General features: G+C 42.3%; 9 protein-coding genes. All 9 read right to left on the bottom strand.

Annotated features, from left to right (window positions below; translation table 11 throughout):
- Positions 1 to 105: 105 nt before the first annotated feature.
- The 9 genes from carB to LHV68_09290 all read right to left on the bottom strand — a co-directional run bounded on the left by carB (position 106) and on the right by LHV68_09290 (position 18,876).
- Entirely contained in the window at positions 106 to 3,318 is a 3,213-nt protein-coding gene (carB, locus tag LHV68_09330; GenBank protein ID MCB4792076.1) for a carbamoyl-phosphate synthase large subunit, read from the bottom strand.
- The gene (gene carA, locus LHV68_09325) at positions 3,302 to 4,399 is read right to left on the bottom strand and encodes a glutamine-hydrolyzing carbamoyl-phosphate synthase small subunit (protein ID MCB4792075.1); all 1,098 of its coding nucleotides are present in this window, start codon (positions 4,397 to 4,399) and stop codon (positions 3,302 to 3,304) included. Before carA ends, carB begins: the two co-directional genes overlap by 17 nt.
- Positions 4,400 to 4,589: 190 nt before the next feature.
- Positions 4,590 to 5,105, bottom strand: coding sequence for a type II toxin-antitoxin system VapC family toxin (locus LHV68_09320; protein MCB4792074.1), 516 nt, complete (start codon positions 5,103 to 5,105; stop codon positions 4,590 to 4,592).
- A gap of 2 nt (positions 5,106 to 5,107) precedes the next feature.
- Positions 5,108 to 7,576 carry an N-6 DNA methylase gene (locus LHV68_09315; GenBank protein ID MCB4792073.1) on the bottom strand — a complete coding sequence of 823 codons (2,469 nt, stop codon included), beginning with the start codon at positions 7,574 to 7,576 and terminating at the stop codon, positions 5,108 to 5,110.
- A gap of 103 nt (positions 7,577 to 7,679) precedes the next feature.
- Entirely contained in the window at positions 7,680 to 9,104 is a 1,425-nt protein-coding gene (locus tag LHV68_09310; protein ID MCB4792072.1) for a glutamate synthase subunit beta, read from the bottom strand.
- Between the two features lie 124 nt (positions 9,105 to 9,228).
- Positions 9,229 to 13,764: a glutamate synthase large subunit gene (gene gltB, locus LHV68_09305; protein ID MCB4792071.1), complete on the bottom strand. Its 4,536-nt coding sequence runs from the start codon at positions 13,762 to 13,764 to the stop codon at positions 9,229 to 9,231.
- Positions 13,765 to 13,836: 72 nt separating this feature from the next.
- Positions 13,837 to 13,977 carry a four helix bundle protein gene (locus tag LHV68_09300; GenBank protein ID MCB4792070.1) on the bottom strand — a complete coding sequence of 47 codons (141 nt, stop codon included), beginning with the start codon at positions 13,975 to 13,977 and terminating at the stop codon, positions 13,837 to 13,839.
- Positions 13,978 to 14,059: 82 nt separating this feature from the next.
- Positions 14,060 to 16,678, bottom strand: coding sequence for a PEP/pyruvate-binding domain-containing protein (locus LHV68_09295; GenBank protein MCB4792069.1), 2,619 nt, complete (start codon positions 16,676 to 16,678; stop codon positions 14,060 to 14,062).
- Positions 16,679 to 16,773: 95 nt separating this feature from the next.
- Positions 16,774 to 18,876, bottom strand: coding sequence for a glutamine synthetase III (locus LHV68_09290; GenBank protein ID MCB4792068.1), 2,103 nt, complete (start codon positions 18,874 to 18,876; stop codon positions 16,774 to 16,776).
- Between the last annotated feature and the right edge of the window lie 27 nt (positions 18,877 to 18,903).

Below are 18,903 nucleotides of genomic sequence, written 5' to 3'. Positions count from 1 at the left end.
CTCCCATAACTGCAGACTATAGACCACAGACTACAGACTAAAAACCACATAATAACAGATTCGTTTTTGAAGTTAGTCTATAGTCTGCGGTCTGTAGTCTGATGTCTATTTAATATATTCTTGTATCGGCTTTACTTTAAGTTTTCCGCTCATTATCGCTTCTATTCCGTTCACTGCTGCCTGGGCACCCTGGATGGTCGTAATGCAGGGGATGCCGTTCTGGGCAGAAAGGCTTCTTATAGGCCTCATGTCAAACTGGCCCCGCCTTCCGCTCGGGGTGTTAATGATAAGCTTTATCTCGCCTTTCTTTATGCGCTCAAGGACTTCTTCATTTCCCTCGCCTATCTTTCCTATTTCTTCACAGGGGATATTGTTCGACTTTAAGACCTTTGAAGTGCCTTTTGTCGTTATTATCTGGAACCCGAGGTCAAAAAGTTTTTTTGCTATAAATATTATATTTCTTTTATCCGAATTTTTTACGCTCATAAATATCTTTCCTTTTAGAGGAAGAATCTGGCCTGCAGCTATCTGGGATTTATAAAAAGCTATCCCAAAAGTTGAATCAATGCCCATCACCTCGCCGGTAGATTTCATTTCAGGGCCTAAAAGGATATCAACTCCGGAAAACCTTGAAAAAGGCATAACAGATTCTTTAACTGATATATGTTCAACTTGTACTTCTTTAGTAAAATTCAGCTGCTTTAAGGTTTTTCCCGCCATGACACTTGCAGCAATTTTTGCAAGAGCCACCCCTGTTGCTTTGCTTACGAACGGCACAGTCCTTGACGCTCTCGGGTTTACCTCAAGGACGTAGACTATATCGTTTTTAATGGCATACTGTATGTTCATAAGGCCCTTAACTTTTAAAGCTCCTGCAAGGGTGTAGGTTATTTTTTTTATCATCTCTATTATATCGTCGCTTAAGGTATGTGGAGGAAGAACGCAGGCAGAATCGCCGGAATGGACCCCCGCTTCTTCTATGTGTTCCATGATACCGCCGATAACGGTCGTCTGGCCGTCCGATATCGCATCAACGTCAACTTCGACCGCATCTTCAAGGAACTTATCGATTAAGATCGGTTTACCCGCAGAGATCTCCCTTGCCTGGAAGATAAAATCTTTCAGGGATTCCTCGTCATAAATTATTTTCATTGACCTCCCGCCAAGGACATAGGACGGCCTGACAAGGACCGGGTAACCTATATTTTCTGCTATCTCTACAGCCTCGCTCTTTAAAGTCGTAGAACCGTTAGGCGGCTGGCTTATTTTTAATTTTTCCATAAGTTCCGAGAACTTTTCCCTGTCTTCGGCAAGGTCTATAGAATCAACGCTTGTACCAATTATATTTGCTCCTGCTTCATAAAGGCGCCTTGCAAGGTTCAAGGGCGTCTGCCCGCCGAACTGCACGATTATACCATCCGGTTTTTCCTCTTCTATTATGTTCATCACGTCTTCGAAAGTAAGAGGCTCAAAATAAAGTTTATCCGACGTGTCATAATCCGTAGAAACCGTCTCGGGGTTTGAATTGACCATTATTGTCTCATAGCCAAGGTCGCGCAGCGCAAAAGAAGCATGGCAGCAGCAGTAATCGAATTCTATGCCCTGGCCTATCCTGTTCGGCCCGCCGCCGAGTATCATTATTTTTTTCTTATTTGACCTCTTTGTTTCGTTCTCTTTTTCATAAGTGGAATAATAATAAGGGGTATAGGCTTCAAATTCAGCTGCACAGGTATCTACGAGTTTGTAAACAGGTTTTATCCTGTATTTTTTTCTTAAATTCCTGACCGAAAGCTCATCGGTTTTTATAAGGTCTGCTATCTGTTTATCGCTAAAACCATATTCCTTTGCTTTCCTTAAAGTATCCCTCGATAATTTTTTCTTCGAAGAAGATTTCAGCATTTCATCTTCAAATTCGACTATCTGTTTAATGTTATCCAAAAACCACGGGTCTATGTACGTAAGCCTATGGATATCATCTATCGTATAGCCTTTCTGTAAAGCGTACTTTATATAGAATATCCTCGAGGCATTGGGTATCTTAAGCCTGTGTTCTATTTTTTCATCAGGTATCTGAGTATAGTTACTTTTGTTGTCAAGCCCTGAGTGGCCTATTTCAAGGCTTCGTAGCCCCTTTTGAAGCGCTTCTTTGAACGTCCTTCCTATGGCCATGGTTTCGCCGATAGATTTCATCGATATCCCAAGGATATCCTCGGCTTCCGGGAACTTTTCGAATGTAAACCTCGGGATCTTAACCACGCAATAGTCTATAGTAGGTTCAAAAGATGCCGGGGTTTCCTTTGTTATGTCGTTTTTAATCTCATCAAGGCTGTATCCGACTGCAAGCTTAGCAGCTATCTTTGCTATCGGAAAACCCGTAGCTTTGCTCGCAAGCGCCGAACTGCGTGAAACCCTCGGGTTCATTTCTATAACAACCATGCGCCCGTCTTTAGGGTTAATGGCAAACTGTATGTTAGACCCGCCTGTCTCTACGCCTATTTCTCTAATTATCGCTATCGCAGCATCTCTCATACTTTGGTATTCCCGGTCGGTCAGAGTCTGCGCAGGTGCAACCGTTATTGAATCTCCGGTATGTATGCCCATGGCATCAAAATTTTCAATCGAGCAGACTATCACAACATTGTCTTTCCTGTCGCGCATAACTTCAAGCTCGTATTCTTTCCATCCAATTATCGATTCTTCTATCAAGACTTCATGGATCATGCTGTTTTTAAGACCTAGGTCGATTATTCTTTCAAATTCTTTCATTGTCCGGGCTATACCGCCGCCCGTACCGCCCAATGTAAAGCTCGGGCGTATTATAGCAGGGAGTTTTATCCTGTTCAAGACTTTGCTTGCTTCCTGCATAGAGTGCGCTAATCCCGATTTTGGCAGATCAAGGCCGATCTTTAACATCGCTTTTTTAAAATCATCTCTGTTTTCAGCTTTTTTTATTGTATGATAATTTGCACCGAGCATTTTTACTTTATATTTTTTAAGCGTCCCTCTTTCATAGAGTTTCATTGCGGTATTTAAACCGGTCTGTCCGCCCAGGGTCGGGAGTATCGCATCAGGCCGTTCTTTTTCGATTATTTTTTCAAGGACTTCCGGAGTTATCGGCTCAATATAGGTTGCATCTGCTATCTCCGGATCCGTCATAATAGTGGCAGGATTAGAGTTTATAAGTATTACTTCGTAGCCTTCCTGTTTAAGCGCCTTACAGGCCTGGGTCCCGGAATAGTCAAACTCACAGGCCTGGCTTATAATTATCGGCCCTGAGCCTATTATCAATATTTTGTGTATATCATTTCTTCTTGGCACTTTTCTTCTCCATTAGGTCAGTGAATTCTTTAAACAGGTATTCCGCTTCATGCGGGCCGGGGCTGGCTTCAGGGTGAAACTGCACGCAAAAAATAGGCAGTTTCTTGTGCCTGAACCCCTCAAGTGTATTGTCATAAAGGTTCATATGCGTTATTTCGATATCGTTCTTGTTAAGCGAATTAATATCTACACAGAAACCGTGGTTTTGCGCGGTTATGTATATTTTGCCGGTCCTTAAGTCTTTTACCGGATGGTTTCCGCCATGATGGCCGAATTTAAGTTTGTATGTCTTGCCGCCAAGGGCAAGACCGAGCATCTGCTGGCCCAGGCATATGCCGAAAATAGGAATTCTGCCTATCAACTGTTTTACGGTTTTAACCAGATATTGAACGGCAGACGGATCTCCCGGCCCGTTAGCAAGGAAGAGTCCGTGAGGCTTTATATCGAGTATCTTCTCCACCGATGTTTTTGCGGGAAATACGTGCACCTGGCAGTTGTTTTTTTCAAGTTCCCGCAATATGTTAAGTTTTATACCGCTGTCAATCGCTGCTACTTTATATTTTCCTTTCTTATTCCATAAATAAGGTTTGTCACAGGTAACAAGCTTTACGAGATCCCTGCCTACAAGGCCTGGCGACTCCTGAGCTTTTCTAATTAAACTTTTATCATTGAGGTCTTCGGTTGAAATAACTGCTTTTAAGGCGCCTTTTAACCTGATGCTCCTTGTCAAAGCGCGGGTATCAATGCCTTCTAACCCAATAATACTGTTTTCCTTCAAATACTCGCTTAAGTCTTGTTTGGACCTCCAGTTGCTTGTTAGCCGGCTTGCTTCTTTTACTACAAAACCGTCCACCGAGACCCTGCCGGATTCAACATCTTCGGTGTTTACCCCATAATTTCCTATTAAAGGATATGTCATAGCAACTATCTGGCCTTTGTAGGAAGGGTCGGTAAGTATCTCCTGGTAACCGGACATACTTGTATTAAATATCACCTCGCCGTCCCTTTCACCTTCAGCGCCGAAAGAACTTCCTTCAAAAACAACTCCATTTTCCAATGCGATTTTAGCTTTTTTGTTCATGTTTTTTACCAAGAAAAAAACGTCTTCAAAACTTCCACAAATACCATTTCAGGCATTGAAGACGTTTAATGATTGTTGTATTTTCAAATTAGCAAAAACCTAAGGTATGTGTACTTGTATTCGGGTATTTATTATACTATTAATAAGAAAATAAAGTCAATGAAATTCTCTGTTTTTCTCTGTTTTCTTATTATATTAGCCAATCCTCAAACTCTAGATTTGCTCCAATTATATCTTTAATAGGCTTCATTTTATCATTAGTTACTAGCACCAAATTATATGCCATAGCAACAGCACATATCCATGCATCATTTTCTTGTATTTCCAATTTCTTTGATGTTAAAGGATCAACCAATTCTTCCAGTCTTTTGACTTTACTTCTTCTATTCTTTGGAGAATATTTCTCAAATAACAAAGCTCGCAATTTAGCATAATATTCTACCGCAATATTGCGATCAATATGGAAATAGGGATACAAATCCAGAATATTCCTTATTTGATCACTTTTATCTTTATCCATGTGTGTATTGACGAGAAGCCCATATTCTATTTCACCTGCTGAAATTGGACATAAACACATTTTTCTATCTGAAATTCTATCAATATTGGCTTTTAACCGTTTGCATTCATCAGATGTTTCACCTGCTTTTAAGTTAGCGAGATACCCCAGTATATTAGTGTCCAATAAATAATCTTTTCCAGGCATATTTATTCAGTCCCTATTTTTGTTAGGTAATCTAACAATTTCTTATCCTTTATCACAGGATATTTTTCTAATATGTTCTTAGGATGTGCTTCTTTATATTTATCAGAAATATATACATGCAAAGGTATCCATGAAGCATTTTCCGAAGGGACATACCCTGTAAAATCAAAAGGCACCTTACGCTTCTGACCCCAAAATAAATCTAATAGCTGTCTTTCTAACTTCGGGGGCATATTATAAATTTTTAGTATCTCAGCATCTATTTCTAAAAGTGTTTTTTTTGCTTTTTCTTTATTTTTGATAACATCTTCTAAATATTTCTTTACAAGTCCTTCTATAAAGTAATTAATATGATGTAGATTATCTGGTATAGGTATTTTCTTATAAACCCTCACAGGAACACCTCTCTGTGTAGAATGACAGTATACATATGCTTGTGCTAAAGGTGAATTCAATAAAGCAGCAAGTAGTTCTATGCTTATATCTTTGTTACTAGGCCAAACACCACATAAATTACGCCAAATCATAAGCCCTTTATAATCAATAGCTGCTACATATCTCCAGACCCCACGAGATAATCTGCTACAGGGAACTATAACTTTAGGAATATGCCAATCAATATCTTCAAATTTGTGACAAGAATTTCTTCTTAATTCTTTATCTGTGCTCATATATATTGAATTAATTACTCTAAATTGCTCGATATCATTTGTATCTGCTATCCCGTGCACAGCATCAGAAGAATGACTATTAATTAACCACCTGTTTTTATCTAAATTAGATTTATATTCAACACCTGTTCTTATAACAGCAATTTCACTGAATCTATGACATTTTTCCAATCTTTCCCATAATTCTCTTAAGGGCGGGACTATTAAGTTTTTATCTTTCGAAAAATATTCTTGTGGTACAGCATCAGTATAAGTAAATTTATTATTAGTTTTAAACTTTTCTCTATCTTTATCTTTCACTTCCTGATATTTTGTAAAAGTACTTTTAATTTTTTCTTGACTTTTTTCTGCAATCAGAACTACGGTTTCTTCATCGGAATACTTAAATATTTTATCAGGCAATGATGTAATACTTAAAATACTAAAATTACTCAATAACAAGTCCCTCTCTTTTTTGTAATCATTGCTATCAAGAATTGTTTTAGGTAAAACCATCCCTATTAAAGAACCTTTTGAAAGTTTTGGAAAGACCCTTCTTAAAAGTTCAACGGGTTTTGGTATGTCATGAGATTTTATTTTTATATTTCCAAAAGGGGGATTTCCTACCAGGATTGTTGTTTTTGATATCTCATTTTCCAGGAGATTACCTCTAAAAATATCATCATTATTTAAATTCCAGCCGTTTCTTTCAGGAAAATCAGCAAGCATTAAACACATTCTGGCAACTTCTATGGAAAATGAGTCTATGTCTGTTCCTCTTAAACGCTTAATGAAAAAATCATGCCTTTTTTCCCCACTCCAATCTTTAGGCAAAAAATTTCTTATTCTTCTCATTGCAGCAATTAAGAATATCCCATGACCACACATAGGGTCAAAAACCTTTAAATTGTGTACTGGTATCTTATCAATTGGCATTTGGGAAAGCACATAATCGGCGATATAAGAAGGTGTACTATGTATACCATAATTTTTTCGGCTTTCCTGAGAAACAAAAGTATTTTCATATACATAAGTAAGCGTATCAACTGATAAATTCTTAAATGAGAATGATCTCCCCACTTCTTGAGATATATCACTAATTACTTGTTTAGGGATTTTAGTTATATCTTCTTTATTAAATCTATTTCCATAATAAGTTAGAACTGACCCTAATGCTACAGAATGATTGGAAAAATCTATAGTGGAGACAACATCCCTATCACTTAATAATTTCGCCGCTAATAAACGAAAAACAATGTGAAATACAGCTGGTAAATTATTCTGCTTATAAACCTCATCTATATTAGCGAGTATTCTTTTTATTAGTTGGTCTATTTTTTTACTGGCTTCACTTTCCAAAGCGGGTAATAATCCAATATCTATAAAATCGATTTGTTGGATACCTGAAGGAAAAATACCGGATTTTGCCCCTCTTACAGTATCAGGATTCCAATCTTTAATATGTTTTTTTATTAATTCAGGCAATAATTTTGTGGGAATTTCATTTTTCTTATCTAAACTTTTTTCCTTATTGATGTAATGAAATGTTGTGCCATTATGCACTACAAATAATTGAGGTGCTCCAAAAGCACGTAAATGATCTATAGTTTCGTTGTTTTTATATAAATGAACACCAAAACAAGCAGATCTATAATCAAATGGTTCTTGTCCAAATATTCCCAAATCTATAGTTCGCGATTGTGGAAAATCTTTTTCAAAAAAATCAACATATTGATAATTTGGTTGAATTAAGTTATTTCGATAACCTATAGATTTAAAAGCATTTGTTAGAGAGGTCAGAATTTGATTATGTGTTCTCATTTACAATATTCCATATTTTACCATTTTTTAACTACATATATCATTATTATACAAATATTATTATTAATATTCAAGGAAGTATTTCTGTATGCTTGTATGCTTATTACTTAGAAAGATATTTGTTTATGGACTTTGCGGCTTCCTGGCCGTGGTATATCGCGCGCACGACAAGAGACGCCCCTGTATCAGCATCGCCCGCAGCAAAGACTCCCTTGAGGCTCGTCGCATGATCGCTGCCGGTTTTTATGTTGCAGTTGCCGTCAAGCTCAAGGCCCAGGTCTTTAATGAGCTTTGAATGCTCGCAGTGAACAAAACCCATCGCAAGAAGTACAAGCTCAACCTGCAGCCTGAATTCGCTGCCCGGAACTTCGCTCATTACGAACTTCCCTTTTTCGTCGCATTTCCAATCCGCTCTTGCGCAAACCGCCTCTTTGATATTCCCTTTTTCACTGTTAAAGCATTTTACTATAATAGACCAGTCCCTTTCCGCACCTTCTTTATGTGAAGAAGAAGTCCGAAGTATCACAGGCCAGTTCGGCCAAACAGGGTTCCAGGGCTCGTTCCACTCTTTCGGCTTCGGCAGTATCTCAAACTGGTAAACTTTTTTTGCTCCCTGCCTGTTGGCTGTGCCTACACAGTCAGAGCCGGTGTCTCCGCCGCCTATGACCAGGACGTTCTTGCCTTTTGCCAATATTATTTCAGTTTTCTTTAGTTTTCCGCTTACATACTTGTTCGACTTAGTAAGGTATTCCATGGCAAGATACAGGCCTTTCATTTCACAACCTGGAACATTTAATTTTCTGGGTTCGCCTGCGCCTGTGCTTATCAGTATCGCGTCATAGGATCTTTTAAGAGCCTTTGCCGTAAGTTTAATTCCGGTATTTATTCCGGTCTTAAATTTTATTCCTGATCTTTTCATGAGGTCTATTCTTCTGTCCAAGACCCATTTCTCGAGCTTAAAATCAGGTATGCCGTAGCGCAGTATCCCGCCGGCTTTGTCTTCCTTTTCATAGACAGTCACGCTGTGGCCCATCTCGCGCAGAGCCATTGCGCAGGAAAGCCCTGCAGGCCCTGAACCGATTATGGCGACCTTTTTCTTCGTCTCTTTTTCCGGCACCTTTGCCCTGACCAGTCCGTTCTTGAAACCGTATTCTATTATGGAAAGCTCTATCTGTTTTATTGAAACCGGGCTGTCGTTTATCGAAAGCGTGCATGAGGTCTCGCAAGGCGCCGGGCAAACCCTTCCGGTAATTTCAGGAAGCGAGTTAGTTTTTTCAAGCCGACCGAGCGCCTCTTCCCACTTGCCTTTGTACACCAGGTCGTTCCATTCGGGTATGAGGTTGTACACCGGGCACCCCAGGGAGTGACAGAAAGGTATCCCGCAATCCATGCACCTTGCAGCCTGAATTTTTATTTCGTCAAAAGGAAGGTACTGATTGACGTCTTTATAATCTTTCAGCCTTTTTTCAACAGGCCTGTATGCTATATCTTTCCTCTGGTAATCTAAAAAACCCGTAGGTTTGCCCATTTATCCACACCTCAATGAAAAATGCAAAATGCAAAGTGAAAAATGAAAATTAAATGTTTCTAAAAGCCTTTAACCACAATTTTGCATTGGTAATTTTACAATTTGCATTTTTCAATTAATCTGTTTAACTAAAGACTTCTTCCGTCATTGACACGGTCTCTGAGCCCTTGTAATCCGAGACCTGTATACGTTCCAGGGCTTTCTTGTAATCTATCGGGAAGACTTTCACAAATTTAGGTACTATTTCTTCCCAGTCGTGGATTATCTTTGCGGCGTACTGGCTGTCGGTATATTCAATATGTTTTTTTATGTATTCATACAGGAAGGCCTTGTCTGTATCGTTCTTGACAGGTTCTAGGTCGACCATTTCAAGGTTGCACTTCGTATCAAAGAGCTGGTCCTCGTCAAGCACATACGCTATCCCGCCGGACATCCCGGCGGCAAAGTTTATCCCTGTCCTACCAAGCACTATCACCCTTCCACCTGTCATGTATTCACAGCCGTGGTCGCCGACACCTTCAACCACAGCTAGAGCACCGGAATTCCTGACTGCAAACCGTTCGCCCGCCATACCCTGGATATACACCTCGCCTTCAGTCGCTCCGAAAAGAGTCACGTTGCCGGTAATAATATTGTTATGTGCCCGGTAAGTTGATTTCTTGTTAGGATAAAGTATTATCTTTCCGCCGGATAGTCCCTTTCCCAAATAATCGTTAGCATCGCCTTCAAGTTCAAAAGTTATGCCTTTGGCTAAAAATGCTCCGAAACTCTGGCCTGCCACACCGGTGAACTTGCATTTAATCGTGTCTTCAGGCAAACCTCCGGAACCATACCGTTTTGATACCTCAGCGCTGAGCATTGTGCCTACGGTCCTGTTGCTGTTCCTTATCTGGGCGAACAACACAACGGGTTTCTTGTTATCAAGGCCGTCTTTGGCTTTTTCTATTATTTCCGGGTCAAGAGCAAGCGAAAGATCTATCTCCTGGGTTTTTGTGCAATGGTAGGAGCCTTCCAGGTCCTTGACGACTGATTTAGTAAATACTTTTGAAAAATCAAGGCCTTTCGCCTTGTAATGTTCTATGGCGTTATTTGTTTCAAGCCTGTCAACCTGGCCTATCATTTCATCGAAAGTCTTAAACCCGAGCTCTGCCATTATTTCCCGCGCTTCCTGTGCCACAAACCTCATGAAATTTATAACGTGTTCCGGTTTTCCGCTAAACCTTTTCCTTAAAGTTTCATCCTGGGTCGCCACTCCTACCGGGCAGGTGTTCAAATGGCATTTCCTCATCATAATGCATCCAAGGGTGACAAGGGCTATAGTGCCAAAACCGAACTCTTCAGCTCCCAATAGAGCTCCGATCACAATATCCCTCCCTGTCCTTAGCTGGCCGTCAACCTGAACCCTTATCCTGTTCCTCAATTTATTTAAAACGAGCGTTTGCTGTGTTTCTGAAAGCCCGATCTCCCAGGGAATTCCTGTGCCTTTTATGGAAGATAAAGGGGAAGCTCCTGTGCCGCCGTCGCCGCCGGAGATCAAGACCATATCGGCTTTTCCTTTGGCAACACCTGCCGCAACTGTGCCCACGCCGATTTCGCTTACCAGTTTTACCGAGACCCTTGCCTCAGGATTAGCATTTTTTAGATCATAGATAAGCTGGGCCAGGTCCTCTATTGAATAAATATCGTGGTGCGGAGGCGGCGAAATAAGCATTACACCGGGCGTTGAATGCCTTACCTTTGCTATTATCTGGTTGACTTTGTGGCCCGGGAGCTGGCCGCCTTCCCCTGGTTTTGCGCCCTGCGCCATTTTTATCTGCAGTTCTTTTGAATGTACCAGATAGTTGGAGTTGACTCCAAACCTGCCTGAGGCAACCTGTTTTATCTTGCTCATTTTTGAATCGCCATTGGCAAGTGAAATATAACGTTCTTCGTCCTCTCCGCCTTCTCCGGAATTTGACCCTGCGCCAAGCCTATTCATCGCTATAGCCAGGGTCTCATGAGCTTCTTTGCTGATACTGCCGAAGGACATCGCCGAAGTAACGAACCTTTTTACTATAGAATCAACACTTTCCACTTCATCTATATTTACGGGCTTGGATTTCTTAAATTTAAATAAACCCCTTAGGGTACATAGGTTCTTTGACTGGTCATTTATGGTCTGAGCGTATTTTTTGTATGTCTCGTAACTTGCTTCCCTTACAGCTTTCTGTAAGAGTACCACGGTTTCCGGAGAGAGCAGGTGCTTCTGGGAAAAACGCCTGTAATTATACCTGCCGCCTGAATCAAGGATAGAATTCTCCTTAATATTTTCCGAGTAGGCCGACCTGTGCCTCAAGATCGATTCTTGGGCGATCACCTCAAGCCCCACCCCTTCTATACGGGACGCTATGCCTGTAAAATATTTATTTACAAAATCAGAGTCCAGGCCTATCGCTTCAAATATCTGCGCGCCTTTATAACTGCGGATAGTGGATATACCCATCTTGGACATTATTTTAAGGAGCCCTTTTTTAAGCGCCAGGATGTAATTATCTATCGCGGTTTCAAGTTTTATGGCATCCGATATCTTACCGCTGTCTTTTAGCTGGGCTATAGTCTCAAACGCCAGGTAGGGGTTTACGGCGCTTGCGCCAAACCCGATAAGCGTAGCAAAATCCATTACCTCTTTTGCTTCCCCTGTTTCTATTACAATACCTGAAAGGTGCCTTTTTCCCTTGTTTATAAGACAGTTATTTATGCTTGAAACCGCCAAAAGAGACGGTATAGGCACATTATCCTTGTCTGCGAACCTGTCGCTCACTATGACTATGGAACATCCTCCGTCAATATTATCTTCAACTGCTTTGCAAAGGCCTGCTACCGCTTTTTCAAGGCCGGCCTTTCCGGATTTTAGTTTAAACACCATCGGGACAACCGCTGTCTTGAAATCCTTTACCTTGGCTTTTTTTAATTTTTCAACGTCCTCGTTCGTAAGTATAGGGTGAGAAAGTTTTAACTGGTGGCAGTGAAGCGGGGTTTCTTCAAGAAGGTTCCTTTCCCTCCCTGTAAAGCTCATAAGAGACATCACCTGGTTTTCCCTGTACGGGTCAATGGGCGGGTTCGTCACCTGGGCAAAAAGCTGCTTGAAATACCTGAACAAAAGCTGCGGCCTCTCTGACAATACAGCAGGGGCTTCGTCATCCCCCATGGAACCTATCGGTTCCTGAGCATTTTCCGCCATAGGTGTAAGAATGATATTCAGGTCTTCCACTGTATACCCGAAGAGTTTTTGTTTTGTTGTTATAGACGCTTTATCAACGCTTACCGGGCCTGGCAGCTGGAACAATCCCCTTAACTCTATCCGGTTTTCTTCCAGCCAGCGTCTGTACATTTTCTGCCTTGATATCATTGATTTTATGTCATTGTCTTTTGTTACCTTTGCGTTTAAGGTGTCGACTAAGATCATTTTGCCCGGGGCAAGTCTGCCTTTTTCCAGTACATCTTCGACAGGGATATCCAGGACCCCCATTTCAGACGCAAGCACTACTTTTCCGGATTTTGTTATAACATACCTTGCAGGCCTGAGCCCGTTCCTGTCAAGCACCGCTCCTATCTTGGTCCCGTCGCAAAACGCTATGGCTGCAGGCCCGTCCCAGGGTTCCATCATGGCTGCGTGGTACTCGTAAAAAGCGCGTTTATCCTCGCTTATATGGTATTTCGTACCGAAAGCTTCAGGCACCATCATCATGAGGGAATGCTCCAAGGTCCTTCCGCTTAAAACCAAAAGTTCGAGCGCGTTGTCGAACATCGAAGAATCGCTTCCGTTAGCCTCTATTATCGGGAATAGTTTCTTTATATCGCTTCCGAAAAGAACGCTTGACAGGGTCGATTCACGGGCTTTCATTTTATTGATATTGCCGCGGATTGTGTTTATCTCTCCGTTATGCGCTATGTACCTGAAAGGCTGGGCTAAAGGCCAGGAAGGGAATGTATTCGTGCTGTACCTCTGGTGCACCAGGGCCATCGAGCTCTGGAAATCTTTATCGCCGAGGTCTTTATAGAACATCTCGAACTGAGGGGCGATGAACATCCCCTTGTAATTAATGACCCGGGACGAAAAACTGACTATATAAAAATCTTCTATAGGTATCTTCTTGCTAAGGACATAATTTTCTATTACTTTTCTGACAACATAGAGTTTCCTCTCAAGCTCGCCGTTTTTTAAGCCTTTAAACTGAACGAACACCTGCTTCATAAAAGGCATGGACCGCCTTGCTATCTCTCCAAGGCATTCCGGGTCGACCGGTACATCCCTGAAGCCGAGCACATTACCGCCCTCTTTAACAATTATCTCTTTTATTTTATTCTCAAGAGACTCTCTTAAAACCTTTTCTTTCGGAAGGAACAAAAAACCGGCCCCGTACTCGTTCTTGTCAGGCAGGCTAAAGCCCGCTGCCATGGATTCTTTTAAAAAGAACTCGTGCGGTATCTGGACAAGGATACCTGCCCCGTCACCGGTCTTTAGATCTCCGCCCGTTGCGCCCCTGTGCACCAAATTCTTTAAAATAGTTATGCCTTCGGACACGATGTTATACGAAGCCTTGCCGTTTATGTTTACGACAAAACCCACGCCGCAGCTGTCATGCTCGTATTCTTTATTGTATAAACCGAAGTTGTTCATATTATTCCTTATCAGACTACAGACTTCCGACCACAGACTACAGACCTCAGACAACAGACTTCTGACTAAAGACTACAGAGAACATTCTTTTTCAATATAATCAATTAAGCCATATAACATTTTAGATGTGTCATCGCACAATTTTTCTATTTTTTCAAATTTAACGGAATCTATATAATTTAGTTTGTATGCTAACTCTATACGTGTTTTCATTTATCTTTTAGTATCCCTCAACCCAAAATCGGTTGTTCGAGGTCTGATGTCTGCTGTCGGATGTCTCATGTCTGTCTTTCTGTTATTTTGCCCCTATATAGCATACACCCTTTTGTTCTGTCGAATTTACATTTAAATATATTACCTGTTCCTTGTTTGCTCCAGCCAGGTCTATTACACGTACTGCATCTTTCCATTTTCCCGCTTCAGGGACAAGGTTTAAAAGCCGGTTATTTGCATTTTCAAGGAATGCTTTATTGATAAAATTATCTTCCCGCTGGGGATAGACAGCCAAGTAAAGCATGTCCAGTTCTACCAGGTCATTAAAAAAATGAGTGCCCAAGGACACATCGGGCACAAGGCCTTCGTGCATTTCAGCCATCTCGCAAAGGACAGAAACATTGTTTATGTCCCCGAACTGTACCGGGACTCCTAAGGACGGGGTCGTTGTCCCCCACCTGCCGGGCCCGATGAGCATGATTATTTTCTTTTTATCTTTTTTCTCTAAATTTGTGACCTTGCCTATTACATTTGCGACCTGGTACCTTTCATTCTCAGGAAGTTTGCCGTAGACCGAAGGCACAACATAGATTATCCTGTCTATTATAGTCTGTATGCTGCTGCCTATGATAGGCCCACTTGTCTTAAGTATCATGTCTTTCTGAGGTATCTTGCCCGGGTCTTTTACGATCCTGACTTCCTTTTTTACCTGGAACGGCCTGCACTGGAGCAGGTTTACCTTATATTTATTGCCATCGAATATATTGGCCGTGAATTCTATATCAACCGGATAATCGTACGCGTCATTAAGGGTAGAAAGCATCCTGTTCATGTCTTTGGGGAAATCTGTTTTCGACAGGAAATTATCAAAATTAAAAACCCAGGAGAAAACATCATGCAGGCCTGCTTCCTTTGCCCTTTCTTCCATGGACAAGTCCCGTTCGGCAAGCATTTCAAGCGGAAGTTCGATATTTTCTTTTACGAGTTCTGAAATATTCCTGGTCACATGCTTGTTCGAGGCAAGGTCTAAAAGGTCCATTTTTTTCTGCGTATATTTCCTTGCTTCTTCAAAATCCGCCGCCGGTTTTTTTACCGGGTCATTTAGCGCTACTATCCTTGTATAATCATCGCCGGACCGGTCTACCGCCCTTGTGCCGAGGCCCAACACCAGGCGCAACACTCCTGCTTTAGGATCTATAGCCTTGCTCCAGACGTAAGGGTTGTACGAGAACCCGACTCCTGCCACGTGCGGAAAAAATAAATTTCCGCAAATCGAACCCGAGACACGCTGGACCAGTAACGCCATCTGCTCGTCCCTGTCAAGGAGCCCTCTTTGAAGCCTGTAAGTGAGCGCATCACGGCTCATGGTGCTTGCATAGACTGTTTTTACGGCATTGGTAAAATCCTTTAAACGGTCTTCCGGAGTACCCTGGTTGGCACAGAACACACTTTCATATTTTCCGGAAAAAGCATTGCCGTAGGCGTCCTCTAACAAGCTTGATGACCGTACTATTATCGGCGACTGGCCGAAATAATTCAGGATCTCCTTGAACTGGTCTTCGATATCCTGCGGGAATTTGCCGTCGAGCATCCTTTTTCTTGCTTCCTCGGTTTCTTCAAGGACGGTATCCGAGTACCTCTGTTTCCACCTGAACCACCAGCACCCGTTCTGAACGACATAAGTATAGAACACATCGGAACCTATGAAAAAACTGTCATGCGGCTCAAGCACGTCGCGCCACTCAAGGCTTGATTTCTTCAGTATCGCCCTTGCCAGGAGCATACCTACTGTTTTTCCTCCGATAAGCCCGGTGCCCACCATATGTTTTCCTATATCTATAAGGTCTTCAAGGTCAAAATATTTTTCAGCAAGCTTTAATACAGGTTCGTCCCTTGTTACAACCATCCTGATGAGCCTGTTATAATGCTTTTCTTCTTCTCTTGAGTTTTTCCTGTTTTTAGCCAGCTCCTGCTGCAGCTCGCGCGCTTTTGCAAAAATACGAGGCCACATATCCTGCCTGGATATGGATATGTCAAGCCACGGGTGGTAAATTTCTTCAAGTATTTCAGATATTACCGCGCTTCTTGTTTCAGGATGGAACTTCCCGTCTTTCCAGTGATGGAGCATATACATGGTATGGGAATGGCGCTTATAAACTTTTATCGGCTGGAGGTAAAGGCTTTTTTTGTTACGGTAAACGTCTATTATCACCTGCGCTGTGTTATGTATCACGTTTACGGTCTGCGTGGTGTGGTGGTTCCTCAAGAGGGCAAAATACGTGGCAGTGTCGTAGTCGTAAAGGTACGGGCAGGCCAGCATAAAGAAGTTGGCGAGCATCCTGTCGGAGTACCAGTCTACGGTAAGCTCGGAAAGGCAGTCAAAAACATAGAATGCGCCCAGCCCATTCTTTTCTATTACCTTGAATATCTCTGCAATGAACGTCTCAAAACCGTCTTCTGGATGGAGTTCGTAAACCTGGGCCTGGACGCCTTCGGGTAGAAGAGATTCATGCTGGGCGAACCTGAAATAGATGAGCTTGTTCTTTTTATCATAGGCGTCCCTGCAAAAAGGATGGACAAAAAGCTTATAATCTTCTATGGAATCAAGCTGCCAGACGATATTATCGCCCGGCTGGACTCCCTGGATAACTTTATCTAACTCAGGAAGCCCTGTGCTCATCAACGTGAATATTTTTGACATGGAACCTCAGATTAAAGACTTCAGACTACAGACTATAGACTAAATTATAACAATCAATCTGTAGTCTGTCGTCTGTGGTCTGTAGTCTGATTTTCTTACATCACAAACATCATTGACGTGTAGGAAGCCAGAGGCCAGAACTCTTTTGGCACAAGGCCTTCAAGCTGGTCAACGCTCAAGCGGAGTTTATTCATCGCTTCAAGCTTCTCTTTCGGTTCGCCGGCTAATGACCCTTCGAGTTCTTTTATGTCCGACAGCGTATCTTCAGCAAGTTTAGCTATCTGTCCGAGCAGTTCTTTAAGGTTAGAGGCCGGGCAGCTGCACTTTTCACTGTTGATGACCGTTTTAGAGAGCTCTTTCTGGTACCTGTACACCGCCGGGATTATAAGCGTCTTGGCCATATCAAGAGCTACAAGAGCTTCTATATTGACTATTTTTTCATACTGCTCTTTATAAATCTCGTAGCGGGAATGCGTTTCCCTTCTTGTAAGCACTTTGTGCTTTTCAAAAATCGCCAGAGAAGATTCCTTGATTATCTCTTTTAACGATTCCGGCGTGTTCTTTAAATTAGGAAGCCCTCTTTTTTCCGCTTCCTTGTGCCATTCTTCGGTATAGTTGTCGCCGTTAAATATTATTCTCTTATGTTTTTTGACTAGAGACTGCAATATCTTTTGCAATGATACGTTAAAGTCCTTTTTAGCTTTTATATCGGACTCAAGCTGCGTGCATATCTCATCGAGAGCTTCCGCCACTATCGTATTTAAAACGATATTTGCCGTCGAGCAGCTCTGGTTTGAGCCCACTGCCCGGAACTCGAACTTGTTGCCTGTAAAAGCAAAAGGGGACGTCCTGTTCCTGTCTGTAACATCTTTGGCAAGTTTAGGGAGTGACGATACTCCTAACTCCAGGAACTCTTTATCTTTTGCTTCCCCGCCTGTTTTTCCTTTTTCTATATGTTCTATTATTTCAGTAAGCTGGTCTCCTAAAAAAATGGAAAGTATCGCAGGCGGTGCTTCGTTAGCTCCCAGCCTGTGGTCGTTCCCTGCGGATGCTACTGCGGCGCGCAAAAGGCCTGCGTGAGTATCTATCGCTTTCATCAAGGCGCATATTACTGTTAAGAATTTTGCGTTTTCCCTTGGATTATCGCCGGGTGTAAGCCAGTTCTTGCCGTCAGGGCCTGCCACAGACCAGTTGTTATGTTTGCCTGAACCGTTTACTCCTGCAAAAGGTTTCTCGTGCAAGAGGCAGACAAGCCCGTGCCTGTCCGCTACCTGCCGTAAGACTTCCATGACCATCATGTTATGGTCTACAGCAAGGTTTAATTCTTCGAACACAGGGGCCATTTCAAACTGGGCAGGACAAACTTCGTTATGCCTGGTTTTAGAAGGGATGCCCAGCTTCCAGAGTTCGCGGTCCAGGTCTTCCATAAAAGCCATGATCCTTTGTTTGATGGCTCCGAAATAATGGTCTTCCAGCTGCTGGTGCTTCGCAGGTTTTCTGCCAAAAAGCGTCCTGCCTGTCTGCAACAGGTCTATCCTTGAATCATAAAAAGCTTTATCTATCAGGAAATATTCCTGTTCAGGCCCGAGAGTCGCATAGGCTTTCTTGTTCTTTGCATCTATCCCAAACAGCTCCGCCATCCTGCAGACTTGTTTCGACAAAGCCTGAAGGGAGCGCAGAAGAGGCGTCTTTTTATCCAGGGCCTCCCCTGTATATGAATAGAACGCTGTCGGTATGCAAAGTGTGGAATAATCCTCGCCTTCTTTTATGAAAGCCGGGCTTGTCGGGTCCCAGGCGGTATAGCCTCTTGCTTCAAAAGTCGCACGAATGCCGCCTGAAGGGAAACTCGATGCATCCGGTTCTCCCTGTATAAGCTCTTTGCCTTTAAATTTTAGTGTTACTCCGCCTTCCCCGTCCGGGTCTATGAAAGAATCGTGTTTTTCTGCAGTACCGCCGGTCAAAGGCTGGAACCAGTGGGTAAAGTGTGTTGCTCCTTTTGAAAGCGCCCATTTCTTCATCGCCTCCGCGACTTCGTCTGCTATCTGCGGGTCAAGAGACCGGCCTTCTTTTATAGTAGCGCGCAGGGAATCGTATGTTTTTTTTGAAAGATACTTGCTCATGGTCTTGAGCCCGAACACGTTTTCTCCATAAATGTCAGCTATAGTCTGAATTTTCCCTTCATTAACCTTGGTTTTCATTGCTGTTTCCTCCGATTTGATCTTGAA

Source organism: Candidatus Liberimonas magnetica (assembly GCA_020523885.1).
In the GTDB taxonomy this organism is placed as follows: domain Bacteria; phylum Elusimicrobiota; class Endomicrobiia; order Endomicrobiales; family JAFGIL01; genus Liberimonas; species Liberimonas magnetica.
Note: the sequence above shows the minus strand (reverse complement) of the source record. Positions and strands in the feature narration are given on the sequence as shown.

Coding starts and splice junctions, on each gene's coding strand:
- LHV68_09295 (MCB4792069.1), bottom strand. CDS start 16,678: ATGTCAAAAATATTCACGTTGATGAGCACAGGGCTTCCTGAGTTAGAT.
- LHV68_09300 (MCB4792070.1), bottom strand. CDS start 13,977: ATGAAAACACGTATAGAGTTAGCATACAAACTAAATTATATAGATTCC.
- LHV68_09315 (MCB4792073.1), bottom strand. CDS start 7,576: ATGAGAACACATAATCAAATTCTGACCTCTCTAACAAATGCTTTTAAA.
- carA (MCB4792075.1), bottom strand. CDS start 4,399: ATGAACAAAAAAGCTAAAATCGCATTGGAAAATGGAGTTGTTTTTGAA.
- LHV68_09290 (MCB4792068.1), bottom strand. CDS start 18,876: ATGAAAACCAAGGTTAATGAAGGGAAAATTCAGACTATAGCTGACATT.
- LHV68_09310 (MCB4792072.1), bottom strand. CDS start 9,104: ATGGGCAAACCTACGGGTTTTTTAGATTACCAGAGGAAAGATATAGCA.
- gltB (MCB4792071.1), bottom strand. CDS start 13,764: ATGAACAACTTCGGTTTATACAATAAAGAATACGAGCATGACAGCTGC.
- LHV68_09320 (MCB4792074.1), bottom strand. CDS start 5,105: ATGCCTGGAAAAGATTATTTATTGGACACTAATATACTGGGGTATCTC.